At 66.0% G+C, this 19,631-nt stretch carries 12 protein-coding genes and 2 tRNA genes; 8 read left to right on the plus strand and 6 right to left on the minus strand.

Translation table 11 applies throughout. From position 1 onward, the window contains the following. Positions 1–92 precede the first annotated feature (92 nt). The gene (locus EHV23_RS15180) at positions 93–251 is read right to left on the minus strand and encodes a hypothetical protein (protein WP_158615825.1); all 159 of its coding nucleotides are present in this window, start codon (positions 249–251) and stop codon (positions 93–95) included. Here EHV23_RS15180 and EHV23_RS15185 point away from each other — a divergent pair. Next, positions 250–1,281, plus strand: a complete 1,032-nt coding sequence (locus tag EHV23_RS15185) for a GDSL-type esterase/lipase family protein (protein ID WP_158615826.1) — start codon at positions 250–252, stop codon at positions 1,279–1,281. The two genes, EHV23_RS15180 and EHV23_RS15185, sit on opposite strands and share 2 nt — an antisense overlap. A 95-nt stretch (positions 1,282–1,376) precedes the next feature. Here EHV23_RS15185 and EHV23_RS03910 read toward each other — a convergent pair whose 3' ends face one another. Further along, positions 1,377–2,369: a M14 family metallopeptidase gene (locus EHV23_RS03910; protein WP_125094799.1), complete on the minus strand. Its 993-nt coding sequence runs from the start codon at positions 2,367–2,369 to the stop codon at positions 1,377–1,379. A gap of 366 nt (positions 2,370–2,735) precedes the next feature. Between EHV23_RS03910 and EHV23_RS03915 the strand changes: the two genes are divergently transcribed. Continuing rightward, entirely contained in the window at positions 2,736–3,620 is an 885-nt protein-coding gene (locus EHV23_RS03915; protein ID WP_158615827.1) for a DUF4136 domain-containing protein, read from the plus strand. 60 nt (positions 3,621–3,680) lie between these two features. Here the strand turns inward: EHV23_RS03915 and EHV23_RS03920 are convergent, their stop codons facing one another. Next, on the minus strand, positions 3,681–4,682 hold the full coding sequence (locus EHV23_RS03920; protein WP_158615828.1) for a dihydrodipicolinate synthase family protein: 1,002 nt from the start codon (positions 4,680–4,682) through the stop codon (positions 3,681–3,683). A gap of 521 nt (positions 4,683–5,203) precedes the next feature. On the opposite strand from EHV23_RS03920, the gene EHV23_RS03925 reads away from it, so the two are divergent. The 3 genes from EHV23_RS03925 to EHV23_RS03940 all read left to right on the plus strand — a co-directional run bounded on the left by EHV23_RS03925 (position 5,204) and on the right by EHV23_RS03940 (position 7,423). Further along, positions 5,204–5,280 (plus strand) — tRNA-Arg (locus EHV23_RS03925). Between the two features lie 447 nt (positions 5,281–5,727). After that, positions 5,728–7,104 carry a group II intron reverse transcriptase/maturase gene (ltrA, locus tag EHV23_RS03935; protein ID WP_125094802.1) on the plus strand — a complete coding sequence of 459 codons (1,377 nt, stop codon included), beginning with the start codon at positions 5,728–5,730 and terminating at the stop codon, positions 7,102–7,104. A gap of 242 nt (positions 7,105–7,346) precedes the next feature. After that, positions 7,347–7,423 (plus strand) — tRNA-Arg (locus EHV23_RS03940). 538 nt (positions 7,424–7,961) lie between these two features. Here the strand turns inward: EHV23_RS03940 and EHV23_RS03945 are convergent. Together EHV23_RS03945 and EHV23_RS03950 are read right to left on the minus strand one after the other, a co-directional pair. Then, complete coding sequence (locus EHV23_RS03945) at positions 7,962–8,615, minus strand: response regulator transcription factor (RefSeq protein WP_125094803.1); 654 nt, start codon at positions 8,613–8,615, stop codon at positions 7,962–7,964. A gap of 456 nt (positions 8,616–9,071) precedes the next feature. Then, complete coding sequence (locus EHV23_RS03950) at positions 9,072–12,017, minus strand: PAS domain S-box protein (RefSeq protein ID WP_158615829.1); 2,946 nt, start codon at positions 12,015–12,017, stop codon at positions 9,072–9,074. Positions 12,018–12,447: 430 nt separating this feature from the next. On the opposite strand from EHV23_RS03950, the gene aceE reads away from it, so the two are divergent. From aceE to lpdA, 3 genes are read left to right on the plus strand one after another with little or no spacing between them, the layout of a single operon-like run. Continuing rightward, positions 12,448–15,195, plus strand: a complete 2,748-nt coding sequence (aceE, locus tag EHV23_RS03955; protein ID WP_125094805.1) for a pyruvate dehydrogenase (acetyl-transferring), homodimeric type — start codon at positions 12,448–12,450, stop codon at positions 15,193–15,195. Between the two features lie 33 nt (positions 15,196–15,228). Further along, positions 15,229–16,590, plus strand: coding sequence for a dihydrolipoyllysine-residue acetyltransferase (gene aceF, locus EHV23_RS03960; protein WP_125094806.1), 1,362 nt, complete (start codon positions 15,229–15,231; stop codon positions 16,588–16,590). 13 nt (positions 16,591–16,603) lie between these two features. Next, the gene (gene lpdA / locus EHV23_RS03965; protein ID WP_125094807.1) at positions 16,604–18,526 is read left to right on the plus strand and encodes a dihydrolipoyl dehydrogenase; all 1,923 of its coding nucleotides are present in this window, start codon (positions 16,604–16,606) and stop codon (positions 18,524–18,526) included. 429 nt (positions 18,527–18,955) lie between these two features. Here the strand turns inward: lpdA and bluB are convergent, their stop codons facing one another. Next, a complete protein-coding gene (bluB, locus tag EHV23_RS03970; RefSeq protein WP_125094808.1) occupies positions 18,956–19,579 on the minus strand; it encodes a 5,6-dimethylbenzimidazole synthase in 624 nt (207 codons plus the stop codon). Positions 19,580–19,631: the final 52 nt, after the last annotated feature.

Genomic DNA, 19,631 nt, shown 5'->3' on the forward strand with positions numbered 1-19,631 from the left:
CTTCAGGACACGATGACGTCCCCGGGTGGCCGCTGCTTGGGCAATGCTAGCGTGTCCGGGCATCGCCGACCATCCAACCATTTGATACACATTCATGGAAAACTTCTGCTAGGGATGTCCGCCGCGGTGCTGGCAGGGCTGCTGGCGTCGCCGCCGGCCGTTGCGGCATCCGGTGCGCCGGTGTCGTCTGCGCCGCAGGCATCGGCCACCCCATCTGCCCCTTCTCCGGCCACGAACAGGACCCAGGACATGTCTTCATTCAATGGCAGCCAACCCGTGCGGCCGCAGATCCGGCTGGCCGTGCTGGGCGACTCCGACAGCCACGCCTTCCACGACGCCGCAACGCTCAACTACGGTACTTCCGAGGCGCGGGGTGGGGAGCAGCAGGCCAGCACCTGGCAGTGGACCGAGATCCTCGGCCAGCTGCGTCCGATGGACATCGACCAGGGGCCCTTTGGCGAGGTGGGCAGCAGCGGGGTCGGTGCGTGGCTGCGCCGCCACCTGCTGGGCAGCCTCGTGCGGCAGCACAAGCAGGATTTCCGCTACAACTTCGCCATCAGTGGCGCCGGCTGCGAGGCGCTGACCGACAGTACCCGCGGTCAGGCACCGCTGCTGCTGGCCGAGATGGCGCGTGACCCCAAGGGCTGGGAAGCCGTGCCCGCCGTGGTGGTGATCCGCATCGGCATCAACAGCCTGGGCAAGAAGGCCGATCTCGACACCTTCGCCCGCACGGGGGCAGATGCCGCTGCGCTGGCCCGGGTCCAGGCCTGCGGTGATGCCGTGACAGAGGCCGTGACCAGTCTGAAGGCGCAGCATCCGAAGCTGAACATCATCCTGGTGGGGATCCTGAACAATGTCGACTGGCCGCCCCTGCACCGCAAGTTCCAGTCGGCGCAGGAGCAGACCAACATTGCGGCGGTGATGGACGCCTATGACGACCGCCTGCGCAACCTGGCGCGCCGGGTCGATGGCGTGCGCTTCTTCGACGACCGGGCCTTCTTCCGCAACCGTTTCGGCGCACGCGACGCCAGCGGCAAGCCGGCCTACAAGTCCGTGGGACTGGGCGGCAGCCGGGCGGTGGGGGTCACCCAGGGCGATGAGCCCTGGAACGCCGTGATCGGCGATGGTCATGCCGGAACCGTCTGGAACGGCCTCTGGGCAGGCCAGATGGTCAACGAGTTCAACCAGATCCCCGGCGTGCACATCGCGCCCATCACCCCACCCGAGGTGGCCCGGATGGCCGACCCGGACGACCGCTTCGGACTGGCTTCGAAAAAATAGCGAATCGGTCCTGAACAACCCACAATCCGCCCGTCAGCCCACCGCTGAACGGGCTCCTGTCGGGTGGCCTGAACTGCGCAGGTTCCGCTGGGTCATTACATCATGGCGTACCGCTGCCCCGGCCGGGCAAAATAGAACCACTCCCGGCCCGGCGGTGTGCCCGGGTTCGGGAACACCACGTAGCCGTCCTCCGGCGCACGGATGGCCTGACCGTCGGCCCGGAAGGCAATGGGCTCACCGGCGGCCACCCGGTCGAACGAGCGCCATTCACGCGCAAACCGGTCCTGCAGGTCGTGGCGGTCGAACACGTCGTACAGTTCGATCAGCTCCTTGCCGCAGCAGGTGTCGCCGCCAGTGCCGGCGCGGGCATCTTTTCCGTCTTCATCCGCCAGACCGCCCAGCCCGAGCAGCCGCAGCGTGTTGTCGATGGCGGCACGGGCCACGGCCGGTGCCTCCGGATCCAGATGCTGGCCGCATTCCACCGTCACCGCATAGCCACCATGGGCGCGCATGTATTCGGTGGTGCCAATGCCATAGGCAATGCTGCCGTTCTGGCGCCGGCGCACACCCTTGGCGTAGGCCGACAGCCAGCCGTACACCAGCCGCTGCGGGCCGATGGCCTGGGCCAGCCGTTCCTCGTATGCCGCGTGGGCGAAGGGCTCCAGCTCGTCCTGATTGTTGACGGGGCCGAAGAACACGAAGGGCACACCAGGGGCCGAGAAGGTGTGCAGATCCACCAGCACGTCGTGACTGGCCAGAATGGGGCCCAACCGGCTGGCGATGCGGTCCTCGGCGTTTTCCGGCGACAGGCTGGGGCGGAAGTCGCGGTTCAGGTTACGGTCGCCCTCGCGGCGGCCGGCGGCCCAGGCCACCGGATTGGCCACCGGCACGAAGCTCAGCGTTCCCCGCTGCAGCTGGCGCCGGCCGTCGGCGAATTCGGCCAGAATCTGCCGGATGGCCACTGGCCCGGCCGTTTCATTGCCGTGCACGCCGCCCAGCACCAGCACCCGTGGTCCCGGTCGCAGCGCGTGGAAGCTGTGCAGTTCGATGACGGGGGTGGAGGCGGGATGGGTTGCAGAATCGGTCATGGCAGGAAGGGGCAGGGTGAACGAAGCGGGGGAACGAAGCCTGGGTGAATGAAACGGGACGGACGGTGTCCGGCCGGGTGTGCTCCGCAGTATAGAGCGTGTCATGAACCTGTTCGTCCCCGGCCTGCTCGGGACTGGCGTACCGGACGGCTGTATCAGTCACGGCCGGGGTCAACGCATCGTGCCGGCCCCGCGTTTCTGGCTGGGGCGCTGTCCTGCTGCCCGAGGCCGGGCCGTCCACGGCGGGAGCCGGCGTGGGTACCGATGAAGTCCATGACACGCTCTATCATTGCAACAGGGGGCATGTCGCTCCCGACTTTGTCTGCTGGAAATCACGAGATGAAAACGCATCCGATGCAGTCTGCCGTGAATACCTCTCTGTCACCGTCGCTGTCGCCGTCACCGTTGCCCGCCACTGGCTGCCATCGGCACGCCGTCACGGGCGTGTCTGCAGCTTCCTGCGCATCCGGCGCCGGCACACGCGGGCCGGCATGCATGGCCGCCCGGCTGTCCGCGCTTGCCGCTGCGCTGCTGCTGGGTGGGTGTGCCAGCTATTTCGGGGCCGAAGTCACCGCCTATCACCAGGAAGACCAGCCACTGTCGGGCCTGAGCTTCCGCTTTGCGCCGGCACCCCAGCAGGCCGAAAGCCTCGAATTCCAGACCTATGCGGGGTATGTGCGTCGCGAGCTGCTGGCCCATGGCATGAAGGAAGCCGGCGGACCTCGCCGTGACGTGGATGTGGCGCTCGACTACATGGTCGATGGTGGCCGTCCGGTCAGCTACAGCCAGCCCAATTACGCCTACGTCTTTCAGGGCTACCGGCAGGTCCGTCACGACCGCACCGATGCCAACGGCCAGGTGGTCAGCTACTGGGAATCGGTACCCATCTACGGCTACGACCTGGTGGGCTATTCCACCTACCAGCGCACCGTCTACCGCAAGCAGTTCAAGCTGGCACTGACCCGTACCCAGCCCGTTCCGGGGCGGCCTGCGCGCCTGTACGAGGGAACGGTCGTGGCCGATTCCGAAGATGGCGCCCTCAACAATGCCGTGCCCTACCTGATTCAGGCCCTCTTTCAGGACTTCCCCGGGCCGAACGGCGTGACCCGGCAGGTGCGGGTGGAGACGGACAGGAAAGCCGAGGCAAAGGCAGCCGACACGAAACCGGTCGATGCAGGGACATCGGATGGAAAGCCGGTCGATGGCAGGCAGCCGGAGCCGGCCGGTTCCGGGGCGGCCGCCGGCAAATGACCGCCGCGGTGTAACGGCCCGTGGACTGCAGGCAGGGCCTGTGGCCCTGCCATGGGAATATCAGCGCTGCGGCCAGTGCACCGGCAGTCCAATGCCCAGCTGGCGTGTGCGCCGGTCCATCCGGCGTACCAGCTTCTCGATGTCGGCCTCTTCGGCGGCATCCAGCGTACGGGCAGGCTCCCGCAGGCGGGCGCTGCGGATCACGCCGCGCACCTTCAGCAGCTGCTTGTGCACGGCCGGGCCGATGATCAGTTGCTGCTGGTGGCGCATCAGCGGCAGATAGGCGTCGAACACATCCTCGGCGTCGTCGCGCTTGCCCGCTTCGAACAGTTCCTGCAGCTTGATCAGCGCTTCCGGCCAGGCAAAGGCCGTGAAGGCGCCATCCACACCGCGGTCCAGCGCCTGCGGGAAGTGCAGCCCCTCGTTGCCCTCGAAAATGGCCAGACGGCGCACACCCTTGGTTTCGGCATCGCGCAGCGCCACCGTCTTGTTCAGGCCGGAGGCACGGCCCTGGCACAGGCCCTCCAGATGCTCGAAATCCTGCAGCATGCGGATCAGCAGGTACGCGGCGATGTTGACGCCGTTGACGGCCGGCTGGTCATGCAGGATCCAGGGGATCTCGCCCAGCCGTTCGCTGAGCCGCTCGAAGTAGTTGTAGATGTCTTCGTCGGTGCGCAGCGTCACGTCCGGGCTGATGCGCACACCGGCGGCGCCGGCGTCCATCACCCGGCGGCCCATCAGGGCCATGTTGTCGATGCCGGGTGAAGAGATGTCGACGATGGCCGGGATGCGGCCATTCAGGTGGCGGATACCGGCGCGCACCACGGACAGGCGCTCGTCGTTGGTCAGTTTGTCGGCTTCGGACTGGGCGCCCAGCAGCAGTACGCCGCTGGCCCCGCAGGCGACCAGGAAGTCCATCTGCGCCCGGATGCCGTCGAGATCCAGGGTACCGTCGTCGGTGAACGGTGAAATGGCTTCGGCGAAGACGCCACGTGTTGAAGTCGTGATCAGGGGGCGATCATTCCAGTTCAGGTTCAAACCACTTTCCTTCGGAAGGTTCACGGGAGGATCCGGGCATCCGGCCGGGCAATGACCGGCAGGGGGCCTGGCAGTGGCGCCGGGCCCCGGCAACAGGCAGGGGCGGATGCCGGCGGCCCGGGTAGGGGACCATGCCGCAGGGGGCAGCGCCGAAAGGCGCCGCGCAACGGGCTGGGCCACGCCTGAAAGCACGGAAACGGCTGGCCCGTTCCGGCGCCGGCAACCGTGCGGGTCGCGTACCGGAAAACAGGGTCAGTCCGTCACCAGAAGGCGGTCGGGCCGGCATTGGGTAGAAGTCTACATGAGCCGCCGGCTCTGCATGGCCATTGGCAGCACTGATTCAAAAAACGTTACATACGATGCAGCGTATAAGGTACGCTGGCGGTGCTGCCGACGGCGCAGCGGCGAATCGCTGCGCCACACCTTCAGGGCAGGGGGCCGGGGTGCAGGGATGGCGGAGCAGGGCAAGGCAAGGCAAGGCAAGGATAGCGAGGGCAGGGCAGGTTTGACACGGACAAAACCCATGTTATTATCACTGTCTCGACGCGCCCGTAGCTCAGTTGGATAGAGTACTTGGCTACGAACCAAGGGGTCGTGGGTTCGAATCCTGCCGGGCGCGCCAGTCATTCAGGGGTCTGTCACCTTCGGGTCACAGGCCCTTTTCATTTGTGCGCCCAGCATGGGCGCACACCTGCGGGTGCAAGTCCCGCCACAAGCTGGCCACAGTGAGTGAAGTGAAGCGCAACTGCACAAGGGCGACCGAGTGTGGGAAGGAAGCGTGGAGCGTAATCTGCGGGCCGATGTACAAGAACCGGATACAAGGCGTTGCCGAGCAGGGCGAACGGGCATGTAACCGCGAAGCTCTTGTGGCCAAGGCGAGGTGACGTAAATCCGGCGGTCGTGCAGAGAAGGTGTGCGTTCTTACCTGGGGAGATCTCGCCTTATGCTCGAAAGGGCGACGGTGTCGAGCCGGAGCGAGAAGTCAGCAGAGGTCGTAGTAGCAGGACCAGCCCCATGATGGGACACAGGTCAGGCGAAGGACCGAACGAGAGGATGTGTTGACAGGATCATGTCGATGTCAAAGGCCATGCATCAGAAGCCTGCACGAGTGGGGCGACATGCAGTGAGTAGGGGTGAAGCCCCGAGGGGCGCATGTCGTGATGAAGCCTGCGGCCCGCGACATGACACCGAAGACACAGGAGCAGGGCTGCTCGATGCAGTTCTGGAAAGAGCCAACATGCAGCGGGCATGGAGGCGGGTGAAGGCCAATCGGGGAACGGCCGGTGTGGATGGTCTGGACATCGACCAGACATCCCGGCAGCTCAAGACCGAATGGCCGCGAATCCGCGAAGCACTGTTGCAGGGGACGTACCGGCCCAGCCCGGTACGACGGGTCATGATTCCGAAGCCGGGAGGTGGACAGCGAGAGCTGGGCATCCCGACGGTAACGGACAGACTGATCCAGCAGGCACTGCTGCAGGTACTGCAGCCGATGATTGATCCGGGCTTCAGTGAACACAGCTACGGCTTTCGGCCGGGACGGCGTGCGCACGACGCGGTGTTGGCCGCGCAGTCGTACATCCAGTCCGGCAGGAAGATCGTGGTGGATGTCGATCTGGAGAAGTTCTTTGACCGGGTCAATCACGACATCCTGATGGATCGCGTCAGAAAGCGCATTGGAGATGATGGCGTATGCCGTCTGGTCCGGGCGTATCTGAACGCGGGAATCATGGATGGCGGCGTGGTCGTAGAGCGGCACGAGGGGACACCGCAAGGTGGACCGCTGTCGCCGCTGCTGGCCAACCTGCTGCTCGATGAGGTGGACAAGGCGCTGGAGGCGCGCGGGCATTGCTTCGTTCGGTATGCCGACGACTGTAACGTATATGTGCACAGTCGTCGGGCAGGCGAACGGGTGATGCAGCTGTTGCGCCGGCTGTACGGCAGGCTGCATTTGCGGATCAACGAATCCAAGAGTGCGGTGGCCAGCGTCTTCACTGGCCGCAAGTTTCTGGGCTTCAGCTTCTGGATGGCTCCGAAAGGGGTCGTCAAACGGAGGGTGGCCCGGAAAGCTGTGATGGCCTTCAGGCAGCGTGTGCGCTGGCTGACCCGCCGCAGTGGCGGACGCAGCATACAGCAGGTGGTCGATGGGCTTCGCCCATTGCTGCTGGGATGGAGAGCCTATTTCAGACTGGCGCAAACGACAGGCGTCTGGCGAGAGCTGGATGAATGGATACGTCACCGGCTGCGGGCCATCCAGCTCAGGCAGTGGAAGCGGGGCAAGACCATGTTCAGGGAGTTGTGCGCCATGGGCGCAAGCACGGAAGTGGCCCGGAAAGTGGCGGCAAACAGCCGGCGCTGGTGGCATAACAGTGCGATGCTGCTCAACAGCGTGCTGACCCTGTCATGGTTCGACAGTCTTGGCCTGCCCCGTCTGGCATTATCCTGAATGTTTTCTCGAACCGCCCGGTGCGGACCCGCATGCCGGGTGGTGTGGCAGGGGTGCAGCCCAGAGGGCTGCCCCCTATGCCGATTCTGCGTTCAGCCGCGCTGCGTGCAGGCCGCTTGCGCGATTAGCCGGAAGCCCTGCCTGCGCCCGGCCCCGGCCCCGGCCCTGATGACTGATGACTGATGACTGATGACTTCCAAGGTTGACGCCGAAAAAATTCATGTTATTATCGCCTACTCGACGCGCCCGTAGCTCAGTTGGATAGAGTACTTGGCTACGAACCAAGGGGTCGTGGGTTCGAATCCTGCCGGGCGCGCCACCCTTGTATCAAAGAGGTCTGTTTCCTTCGGGGCACGGGCCTTTTTTATTGCCCGTCCAGAATTGCCTGCCTGAAGGGCAAAGGGCAAAGGGCAAAGGGCAAAGGGCAAAGGGCAAAGGGCAAAAAGACCGTCCAGAACGGAGAAAATCCAGAACGGGGGCGGTCCAGTCCAGAACGGGGGGCGGTTCAGAGCAGCGCGTGTCATGTTCATCCGCTCCCGCGAAGCCCTCTTCGGACCTGCAGGACAAGGCAGGCGGGGCGGCAGAATCCTGGTCCCCGATGGCTTCAGGCACCGCCGGTACGGTCATGTACGCCCCTCCCAAACGGGATTTCACTGCAGGCTGGCCCCGGCCGTGTGCTGCTGACTTTGCCCTGTCACTTTGCCCGGTCGGCCAGGGCTGTCCAGGGGCGGCCGAGCCTGTTCGTGCAGGGGGCCGCCGATGGCAATCTGGGTGCCCCGTCGGCAACCCGAACACCCCGCCGGCACGCGTCCGGGATCAGCGCAGTAACGGATGGGTGAACGAACCCATGCCAGGCCCTACTGTCCGCTGCTGCCCAGAAAGCGCCGCATCAGGTCGGCCATCGTCCGCACCTCGAACTTGTCCATGATGTTGGCGCGGTGGGCTTCCACCGTCTTGATGCTGATGTTCAGGTCGCCGGCAATCTGCTTGTTCAGCCGGCCGGCTGCGATCAGCTCCAGCACCTGCTGCTCGCGCGGCGTCAGGCGGTCCAGCAGCTCCTGGCGCAGGGCGCGTTTCTCGCTGTCGGTCTGTTTTTCCTCGGCCTGCTGGAAGGCGTTGTTGACGGTACTGATCAGCTGCTGGTCGTCGAAGGGCTTTTCCAGAAAGTCCACGGCGCCCAGCTTCATGCGGGCCACGGCCATGCCCACGTCGCCATGGCCGGTCATGAAGATCAGCGGCAGGTTGTGGTTCTGCCGCAGCAGCTCGTCGTGCAGCTCGATGCCGCTCATGCCGCCCATCCGCACGTCCAGAACCAGCACGGCAAAGTGTCCCGGTACGTATGCGTTCAGAAAGCTCTCGGCACTGTGAAAGGTGCGGACGCTGAAGCCGGCGCCTTCGAGCAGCCAGCGCAGCGAGTCGCGCACGGCCTCGTCGTCGTCGACGATGTAGACGAAGCGGTCGGCCTGGGAGGCAGGGTGGGCGGTGGGGGGCGTGTCGGGATGTGTGGTCATGAGTCGGTTACCTGCGTAGGGAACATGTCGCACCGTTTTTCCGGCAGCGGAAGGATCGGACAAGGGTGTCCTGAACCGCCCGGGGAGCCCCGCCCGTCACACCCGACGGCGCGCTGGCCGGCCATCGTGTCCGACGGCGGGGGATTCCCAGTTCGTATTATCGATGAAATATGACGCTTGACATTTCGGGAAAACACTGAGAGCGAGTGAAGGGCCCGTTCGTTCCTGCGCTGGCCCCGAATGAGTCCATGACACACGCCGGGGTCGTGACACGCTACGGGGGAGGCTGAAACAGGCGGCATTTCCCTGTCCCCGGGCCTGCGGGGCCATCCGGCACGATCCCGCCAGCAGCAGCATCCCGACCTGTCCGCAGGGGCATCATCCCGCACGTTTCCGTGACCGGTGCGCTGCGCGGGGGCCGGCAGGCATGGCATGACCTGCGCCCCCGGCCATTGCTCAGCCTGCCCTCCCCGTATCCCCTGCGTTCTCCGCCTCTTTCGTACCCTCTGCATCTGCTGCACCCTCCCGGTTCACCGGCAGCGTGAAGCGGAACACCGTCCCGCGGGGCTTGTTGTCCTCCACCCACAGCCGGCCTGCGTGGGATTCGATGATCGTCCGGCAGATGTTGAGCCCCATGCCCATGCCCTCGTTCTTGGTGGTGAAGAAGGGCTCGAACACGCGGTGCTTCATCTCGTCCGCGATGCCTGGCCCCTGGTCGGCCACCGAAAACACCACCGACTCGCCCGTGGTGTTCACCCGCAGCGTCAGGGCGGCATGGTTCTGGCCACGCATGGCGTCGATGGCGTTCTTCAGCAGGTTCAGCAGCACCTGTTCGATCAGGATGCGGTCGGCCGACAGGCGCGGCAGATCGGGCGCCACGTCGATGGTGATCGCCACGCCATAGCGCTTGGCGGCAATTTCGGCCAGGGCCAGCGCCTCGGTTAGGATCTCGTCCACCGAGATGTCGCGCTGCTCGGCCGTCTGCCGGCGCACGAAGTCGCGCACCCGCTGGATTACCGAGGCGGCCCGCTGGGCCTGACGGGCGATCTTGTCGAGGGTTTCGGCGATGCGCGCGTTGTCCACCGGTGCCGGGCTGCCGGGCTGCATGCGCCGTATCAGACCGGTGGCGTAGTTGCTGATGGCGGCCAGCGGCTGGTTCAGCTCGTGCGCAATCGACGAGGCCATCTCGCCCATGGTCACCAGCCGGGAGGTCTGCTGCAGCTGCTCCTCCTGCTGGCGCTGGCGCTCGCGGATCGGGCGCAGGGCCGTGATGTCGGTGGCCACCAGCAGTTGCGCCACCTGGCCGTCCACCCAGCGGATCTGCTGCGTGCGCACCTCGAACCAGCGGTCCACATCGGCAATGTAGACTTCCTCGCCCACCCAGGAGTCGGCCACCGGCCAGCCGCGGAGCAGGGCCAGATGCCCGTTGATGTCATCGCCGAACAGCCGGTGATAGTGATAGTTGCAGAACATCAGGGTGGGCTCCGGCCCGGTGGACGGGGCCTGGGCGGCACCGGCGAGCGGCACGGCCGGCGGAGGCGGGGAGACCACCGACACGGCGGCATCGAGCTGGTTTAGCACGGTGTTGAAGCGCTCGTGGGCCGCTTCCAGCTCGGCGCGAATGCGGTTGGGCTCCGTGATGTCGGTGGCCGAGGCCATCCAGCCGGCCTGCTGGCCCTGGTCGTCGATCAGCGGGGACAGGTACAGGCGTACGTCGATGATGCGGCCATCCTTGCGCCGGGCCCGTGTCTGGATGCCCGAGGGCGGCGCACCACCGGCGATCGTCATGTTCAGGTGCGCCATGTTCAGGTCGTACTCTTCCGGAATCCAGTACGGATACGGCGGCAGCTGCCCGACCAGCTCCTCGGCCGGATAGCCCAGGATCTGGCACAGCGCCCGGTTCACGTAGGTGATGCGTCCGTCGTTGTCGATCACCCGCAGCCCGGTGCTGATCGAATCCTCGATGGCGCGGCGGAAGGTGGCCTCGGTGGTCAGTGCCTGTTCGACCAGCTTGCGTCCGGTGATGTCGTGCGCCACGGCGTAGTACAGCGATTCGGGCGAGCGCGTGTCCACACTGATCGACCAGCTCAGCCAGCGCCAGGCGTTGCGAAAGCGCACCCGGCATTCCAGCGGCCCGATGCGTTCCTGTGGCGTGGTGAAGGCCTCGATCACATCCAGCCGGTCCTCCGGATACACATGGTCCCAGAAGCGGGTGTTGGCCAGATCCTTGCCGAAATACTCGACGAAGGCCGGATTGCCGCGCACCAGCGTGCCATCCGGGCGGATCGTGCAGAACACGTCCTGCGACAGCTCGAACAGCCGGTCACGCTCGCTCTCCACGCGCAACCGGTCGTGGGCGCTGCGCCACAGCAGGATCAGCGACAGCACCGAGATGGTGGCCAGGGTGAACAGCCCCAGCTGGGTCAGCCGTTCGGCCAGGCCGGGTGTGTCGCCGGCATAGGGAATGGCCCGCAGCATCAGCCCGTTGCCCGGCGGGTCCAGCGGCAGCATGTGGGCCGTGCTGGCATCGATGCGGTGAACCGACGAGGTGCTGGCCAGCAGCCGCCCGTTGCCGTCCACCAGGGCGAACCGGTAGCGCTGGCGAAGGTTTTCCGGCAGGACGGCCTGCAGCAGCGCCTCCAGCCCGATGCCGACCACGGCCACGCCCACCAGATGGCGTTCCTGGATGACGGGCAGATACAGCTCCGTCATCACCTCGCCGCCCGGCACCATCAGCGGGGGAGAATAGTGCGGCTTCCAGGTGTGGATGCTGGCCCGCCAAGCCAGCCGACGCGGGGCATCGTCGGGCGTGCTTTCGAAGCCCGGCAGCACCTCCACGGCGCCGTCCTGCCGCGGTTCGCCGGCCTCCAGCCGCTGGCCCACCAGCACGCCGGGCGCCGTGATGACGGTGCGCACCTGCCCGCTGGTGCTGATCAGCGCGAGGTAGCGGGTCTGGTCGTCGATGGCCAGAAAGCCGGCCGGTGTCTGCGACGGGCTGCTGCCCGAGGGATGGTCACTGCCGGCCGGACGGGGCACACGCGGCATGCCGCGGGTTGCCGCCTGCTGCGGGGCCGGTGGGCCGTCGCCCAGCCACAACGGTGCCACGCGGGCCAGATGCTCCTGCAGTTCGCGCAGCGACAGCTTCAGCGACTGCTGTGCCCAGTCGGTGTCGCGCAGCAGCGCGGCGCGCTGCTCCTGCTTCTCGATGTGACTCACATACCAGAGAAAGCCCGCCATCATCACGATGAAGATGACCAGCCCGCCGGCGTGGGCAATGCCCAGGAAGCGCCACGCCTGCCAGCCGGCGGAAATGCCGGCCTCGCGGGGCTGGGTGCGTGGCGGGCGGATGGCGGGCGGGCCGGGTTCCGGCGTGCCGGGGGCGGGAGTATCGGCAGGAGTCATGTCGGGGCGGATCGTCCCGTCCGGCATGCACGGGGCGGGCCGGGCGGCCAGAAACAGTGGCGGTGAGCAGACAGGCCGGCGGCCAGAAAGGATACCTGTGAGCGGACAGGCCGGGCGGCCAGAAATGGTACCTGTGCGCCGGAGGGCCGAACGGCCAGAAACGGTGCCTGTGCGCACGCGGACCGAACGGCCGGAAACGGTACCAAATGGCTGGTTCCCCCGCAATCCGGCATACCCCTGTGGCCAGCGGGGGCAGGGCGCCATGCGGGCATTACTGTGTCATTGTGTGGAATCGCAAGCAAGGACGGGTCGAAACCGCCTTTCTGGCATGCGACACGTGATATTGTGACTTGAAATATAGCTTGCTTTCCGGGTGGCTGTACTTAGAATGCGGGCCTTACCCATTCACGTTTCGTGGGAGAGCTCTGGCATGTCAGAAGCACAAAACAGCACACCCAACCGCGTCGAGTCTGCCGACGCCGATCCGGTCGAGACCCGCGAGTGGCTCGACGCCCTGGAGTCCGTCATCCAGCGCGAAGGCCCCGAGCGCGCACATTACCTGCTGGAGCAGCTGCTCGACGAGGCACGGCGCAAGGTGGGCGACATGCCCTTCTCGGCTACCACGGCCTATGTGAACACCATTCCACCGGCACTCGAAGTGCCGTCGCCAGGCAACCACGAGCTGGAGCAGCGCATCCGCAGCTTCATCCGCTGGAACGCCATGGCCATGGTCGTCAAGGCCAACAAGCATGACACCCCCGATGGCGGCAGCCTCGGCGGTCACATCGCCTCGTTCGCCTCGCTGGCCACCATGATCGGCACCGGCATGAACCACTTCTGGCATGCCCCGCACGAAGGCCACGGCGGCGACCTGATCTACTTCCAGGGTCACTCCTCGCCCGGCATCTACAGCCGCGCCTTCCTCGAAGGCCGCCTGTCCGAAGAGCAGCTCAACAACTTCCGCCAGGAAGTCGACGGCAAGGGCCTGTCGTCCTATCCGCACCCCAAGCTGATGCCGGACTTCTGGCAGTTTCCCACCGTGTCGATGGGTCTGGGGCCACTCATGGCCATCTACCAGGCACGCTTCCTGAAGTACCTGCACGCCCGGGGCCTGGCCGACACCTCCAATCGCAAGGTCTGGGTCTTCTGTGGCGACGGCGAGATGGACGAGCCCGAGTCGCTGGGTGCCATCGGTCTGGCTGCCCGCGAAAAGCTCGATAACCTCATCTTCGTCATCAACTGCAACCTGCAGCGTCTGGATGGCCCGGTGCGCGGCAACGGCAAGATCATCCAGGAACTGGAAGGTGACTTCCGCGGCAGTGGCTGGAACGTCATCAAGCTCATCTGGGGCTCGTACTGGGATCCGCTGCTCGCGCGCGACACCGACGGCACCCTGCGCCGCATCATGATGGAGACCGTCGACGGCGAATACCAGGCCTGCAAGGCCAACGACGGTGCCTACGTGCGCAAGCACTTCTTCGGCAAGCACCCCAAGCTGCTCGAAATGGTCTCGCGCATGACCGACGAGGACATTTGGCGCCTGAACCGTGGCGGCCACGATCCGCACAAGGTCTACGCTGCCTTCCACTCCGCCGTGCACAACAGCGGTGGCCGTCCGACCGTCATCCTGGCCAAGACCGTCAAGGGCTATGGCATGGGCCGTGCCGGCGAGGGCAAGAACCCCACCCACCAGCTCAAGAAGCTGGACATGGACAGCGTGCGCGGCATGCGTGACCGCTTCAAGATTCCCATCCCGGACGACCAGATCGAGAACATCCCGTTCTACCGCCCGGCCGAAGACACCCCCGAGATGCAGTACCTGCTCGAGCGCCGCAAGGCCCTGGGTGGCTTCCTGCCGCACCGCCGCCGCGAGGCCGACGAGCAGCTGGCCATCCCGCCGCTGTCCACCTTCCAGGCCGTGCTGGATCCGACCGTCGAAGGGCGCGAGATTTCCACCACGCAGGCCTTCGTGCGCTTCCTCACGCTGCTGCTGCGTGACAAGACCCTCGGCCCCCGTGTCGTGCCGATCGTGCCCGACGAGGCCCGTACCTTCGGCATGGAAGGCATGTTCCGCCAGCTGGGTATCTACGCCCACGAAGGCCAGAAGTACGTCCCGGTCGACAAGGACCAGGTCATGTACTACAAGGAAGACGCTAGTGGCCAGATCCTGCAGGAAGGGATCAACGAGGCCGGTGCCTTCTGCTCCTGGATCGCGGCGGCCACGTCGTATTCCACCAGCAACGTCATCATGCTGCCGTTCTTCGCGTACTACTCGATGTTCGGCTTCCAGCGTGTGGGCGACCTGGCCTGGGCCGCCGGCGACATGCAGGCCCGCGGCTTCCTGCTGGGTGGTACCGCCGGCCGGACCACGCTCAATGGTGAGGGTCTGCAGCACGAGGACGGCCACAGCCACATCATGTCGCTGACCATCCCGAACTGCGTCTCGTACGACCCGAGCTTTGCGCACGAGGTGGGCGTCATCCTGCACCACGGCCTGGTCCGCATGGTCGAGCGTCAGGAGAACGTCTACTACTACATCACCGTGATGAACGAGAACTACGCGCATCCCGGTCTGAAGACAGGTGACGAAGAGGGCATCATCCGCGGCATGTACCTGCTGCAGGAAGGCGTGCCCGGTGCCGACGGCAAGCCCGCCAAGGCCGATCCGAAGGCACCGCGCGTGCAGCTGATGGGCTCGGGCGTCATCCTGCGCGAGGTACTGGAGGCCGCCCGCCTGCTGAAGGAAGACTGGGGCATCGAGTCAGACACCTGGAGCACCACCAGCTTCACCGAGCTGCGTCGCGACGGCATGGCCGCCGAGCGCTGGAACCTGCTGCATCCCACCGCGAAGGCCCACGTGCCGTACGTGACCGAGATGCTCAACAGGCGTCCGGCCGGTCCGGTCATCGCCTCCACCGACTACATGAAGCTGTTTGCCGACCAGATCCGTCCGTACATCCCGGCCGGTCGCCGCTATGCGGTGCTGGGCACCGACGGTTTCGGCCGTTCCGACTTCCGCTACAAGCTGCGCGAGCATTTCGAGATCAACCGTCACTTCGTCGTGCTGGCTGCCCTGCATGCCCTGGCCGAAGACGGCACCATCCCCGCCACGAAGGTGGCCGAGGCGATCAGGAAGTACGGCATCAACCCGGACAAGATCGACCCGGTACTGGCCTGACCCACGAACACAGATCGAGAGGTATCCGCTGACATGAGCGTGATTGATATTGTTGTCCCCGATATCGGTGATTTCTCGGACGTCGAGGTCATCGAGATCCTGGTGAAAGAGGGCGACGAGGTTGCTGCCGAACAGAGTCTCGTCACGGTCGAGTCCGACAAGGCATCCATGGAGATTCCCAGCGCGGCCGCCGGCCGCATCACGTCGCTGACGGTCAAGCTGGGCGACAAGGTGTCGAAGGGTTCGGTGCTGGGCAAGATGGAAGCAGGGGGTGCTGCGGCACCCGCCAGTGCACCGGCTGCCCAGCCTGCCGCTGCGGCGCCTGCAAAGGCCGACGCGCCTGCTGCCCAGCCGGCCCAGGCTGCATCGCAGCCCGCTGCCTCCGCTGCCCCGGCTGCCGGTTCGCCGCGTACCCCCGCGGTCCCGGCCGAGCTGGCCGATGGCGCCGTGCGTGCGCTGCCGCACGCCTCGCCGTCGGTGCGCCTGCTGGCCCGCGAGCTGGGGGTGGACCTCGGTGCCGTCAGGGGCTCCGGTCCGAAGGAGCGCATCACGGCCGATGACGTGAAGGGCTTCGTCAAGAACCTGCTGGCCGGTGGTGCTGGCCAGGCACCGGCCGGTGCGGCCGCAGCCGGTGGCGCCAATGGGGCCGCGCTGGGCCTGCTGCCGTGGCCGAAGGTCGATTTCGAGAAATTCGGCCCGGTCGAGAAAAAACCGCTGTCGCGCATCAAGAAGATTTCCGGGGCCAACCTGCACCGGAACTGGGTGATGATTCCGCACGTCACCAACCACGAAGATGCCGACATCACCGATCTGGAAGCCTTCCGCGTCCAGCTCAACGCCGAAAATGCCAAGGCCAAATCGCCGGTCAAGCTGACCATGCTGGCCTTCCTGGTCAAGGCGTCGGTGGCGGCACTCAGGAAGTTCCCCGAGTTCAACGCTTCGCTCGACGGCGAGACGCTGGTCTTCAAGAACTACTATCACATCGGTTTTGCCGCCGACACACCCAACGGCCTGGTCGTTCCGGTCATCAAGGATGCCGACCAGAAAGGTGTGTTCGACATCGCCCGCGAAATGGGCGAGCTGGCCGCCAAGGCGCGCGAGGGCAAGCTGGGTCCGGCCGACATGCAGGGTGGCACCTTCTCCATTTCCAGCCTGGGCGGCATCGGGGGCACGTATTTCACCCCCATCATCAATGCCCCCGAGGTGGCCATCCTGGGCGTGTGCCGCTCGGCCAGACGTCCGGTCTGGAACGATGCGAAGGGCCAGTTCGAGCCGCGCCTGATCCTGCCGCTGTCGCTGTCGTGGGATCACCGCGTCATCGACGGGGCCGCCGCTGCCCGCTTCGCGGCCTATCTGGCCCAGGTGCTGGCCGACTTCCGGCGCGTGATGCTCTGAGCGAGGAATACCCATGGCAACATCCATTCTGAAGGTTCCCGACATCGGCGATTTCCACGATGTCGAAATCATCGAGGTGCTGGTCAAGCCCGGTGATACGGTCGCCGTCGAACAGAGCCTGATCACGGTCGAATCCGACAAGGCGTCGATGGAGATTCCCGCCACCGCTGCGGGCACCATCGTCGAGATGAAGGTCAAGCTGGGCGACAAGGTGTCGCAGGGCTCCGACATCGCCGTCATCGAGGCGGCGGGCGAGGGCGCTGCGGCAGCCCCGGCTGCGGCGGGAGCATCCTCTGGTGCCGCTGCCGGCACATCGGCGGCTGGTGCTGCTGGCGCGGGAAGTGCGGCGCCTGCATCGGCGGGTTCCGGGGCCGCCGCGGCGGGCGCTTCGCCGGCAGCGGCAGCAACCGCAGCTGGTGCGGCATCCGGCGCAACGGCTGCCGCGTCGGCGCCCGCCGCCCGCCCCGGTCCGCAGCCGGCCCCGGCCACCGACCGCAAGGCCGACATCGAGTGCGACATGCTGGTCATCGGCGGTGGTCCCGGCGGCTACTCCGCTGCCTTCCGGGCTGCCGACCTGGGCATGAAGGTGGTCATCGTCGAACGCTATGCCACGTTGGGCGGTGTCTGCCTGAACGTGGGCTGCATCCCGTCCAAGGCGCTGCTGCACACCGTGGCCGTCATGGAAGAGGCCAAGGCCTTTGCCGCCCACGGCATCCGGTTCGGCGCGCCCGAGGTCGATCTGGATGCGCTGCGTGCCTACAAGGACAAGGTCGTGGCCCGCATGACCGGCGGTCTGGGTGGCATGGCCAAGGGGCGCAAGGTCACCATCGTGCGTGGCTATGCGAAGTTCCTCGATCCGCACCACGTGGTGGTCGATCTCACCGAGGGTACCGGCCAGCAGACCACCGGCAACGAGCAGGTGGTGCGCTTCAGCCAGGCTATCATCGCTGCCGGCAGCGAGCCGGTGCAGCTGCCCTTCCTGCCGAAGGACGAGCGCATCGTCGATTCCACCGGTGCGCTGGCGCTGAAGTTCGTCCCCAAACGCATGCTGGTCATCGGTGGCGGCATCATCGGGCTGGAAATGGCCACGGTGTATGCGTCGCTGGGCGCCCAGGTGGACGTGGTGGAAATGCTCGACGGTGTCATGGCCGGTGCCGACCGTGATCTGGTCAAGGTCTGGCAGAAGCACAACGAGAAACGCCTCGGCAGGCTGATGGTCAAGACGAAGACCACGGCGGCCGAAGCCACACCCGAGGGCATCCGGGTCAGCTTCGAGGGCGAACATGCCCCGGCCGAACCGCAGGTCTACGATCTGGTGCTGTCGGCGGTGGGGCGTACGCCCAACGGCAAGAAGCTGGCAGCCGAGAATGCCGGTGTGGCGGTGGGCGACCGCGGTTTCATCGATGTCGACAGCCAGATGCGCACCAATGTGCCGCACATCTTTGCCATCGGCGACATCGTGGGGCAGCCCATGCTGGCGCACAAGGCGGTGCACGAGGCGCATGTGGCGGCCGAGGCGGCTGCCGGGCAGAAGCGGCATTTCGATGCGCGGGTGATTCCGGCGGTGGCCTATACGGACCCCGAGGTGGCCTGGGTGGGCATTTCCGAGGACGAGGCGAAGGCGAAGGGCGTGACGCTCGGCAAGGCGGTCTTCCCGTGGATGGCTTCGGGCCGCGCGGTGGCCAATGGTCGCGACGAGGGCTTTACCAAGCTGCTGTTCGATCCGGAAACGCACCGCATTCTGGGTGGTTCCATCGTGGGCACCAGTGCGGGTGACATGATCGGCGAGCTGGCGCTGGCCATCGAGATGGGGGCGGATGCGGCCGATATCGGGCACACCATCCATCCGCATCCGACGCTGGGTGAGTCGATTGGTATGGCGGCCGAGGTGTTCGAGGGGGTCTGCACGGACCTTCCTCCGCAGAAGAAGCGCTGATCTGGAAGACGTCTCCGGTGTGGCACGCGCCGCGGACCGGTATGCCTCTGCGGCTCATACGCTCACTGAAGCTTTGTTGCCCACGACCTGCGTCGTGGTCAACAAACCTCCAGCGCTAAAACACTTTCCGACAACCGGGGCTACGCCCCGCCTGTCTGGAGCATGTTTCCTGTTCTGGAAGATGCGTGATTTTTCTGGAGGACGTCTCCGGTGTGGCACGCGCCGCGGACCGGTATGCCCCTGCGGCTCATACGCTCACTGAAGCTTTGTTGCCCACGACCTGCGTCGTGGTCAACAAACCTCCAGGGCTAAAACACTTTCCGACAATCGGGGCTGCGCCCCGACCGTCAGAAAGTCGTTCACGCCTACCGCGAAATCGCCGCAGTGGCATCCCGCTCCGCGGCGCTTGTCGGCTTGCGGGGGGCTTTCTCAGCGTGCCAGCCACTCCGTGGCGGTATTTTCCTGCCAGCCGTTTCTGTGCAGCAGGGGCAGGTCGTCGGTGAACTGCGGCCAGCCTATGCACAGGTAGAGGCTGAAGCGCCAGCTTTCGGGTACCTCGAACAGGTGTTCCATGGCTTGCGGGTCCAGGATCGACAGCATGCCCACGCCCAGGCCGTATGCGCGGGCGGCCAGGTTCAGGTTCTGGATGGCCATGGCGGTGCTCTGTTCCAGTGTCTGGGGCATGGTGTGGCGGCCCAGGCCGTGGCCGGCTGCGGGGTTGGTGTCGGTGAATATGGCCAGCTGCAGGGGGGCGGCCTGCAGGCCTTCGAGTTTCAGGGCGCGATAGGCTGCCTGCCGTTCGGGGGGCTGGGCGTCGATGGCGGCGGCGTTGGCACGGGCAAAGATGGCGTGCACCTGCTGGCGGGCGTCGGGGCTTTCCACCCGGAATACCCGCCACGGCCGGGCGTTGCCCACGGAGGGGGCCAGGGCCATGGCTTTCTGCAGGTGATCCTGCAGGGCATCGGGGACGGGATCGTCCCGAAAGTGCCGTACGTCACGGCGCCAGCGCATCAGTGCAAGCAGCCCGGTGCGTGTCCGGTTGGAAAACTCCATGACATGCTCTGCATGGTCCGCACGCGCGGATGCGTACGGCATGCTTCAAAAA

The organism is Lautropia dentalis, assembly GCF_003892345.1.
GTDB classification, from domain to species: domain Bacteria; phylum Pseudomonadota; class Gammaproteobacteria; order Burkholderiales; family Burkholderiaceae_E; genus Lautropia; species Lautropia dentalis.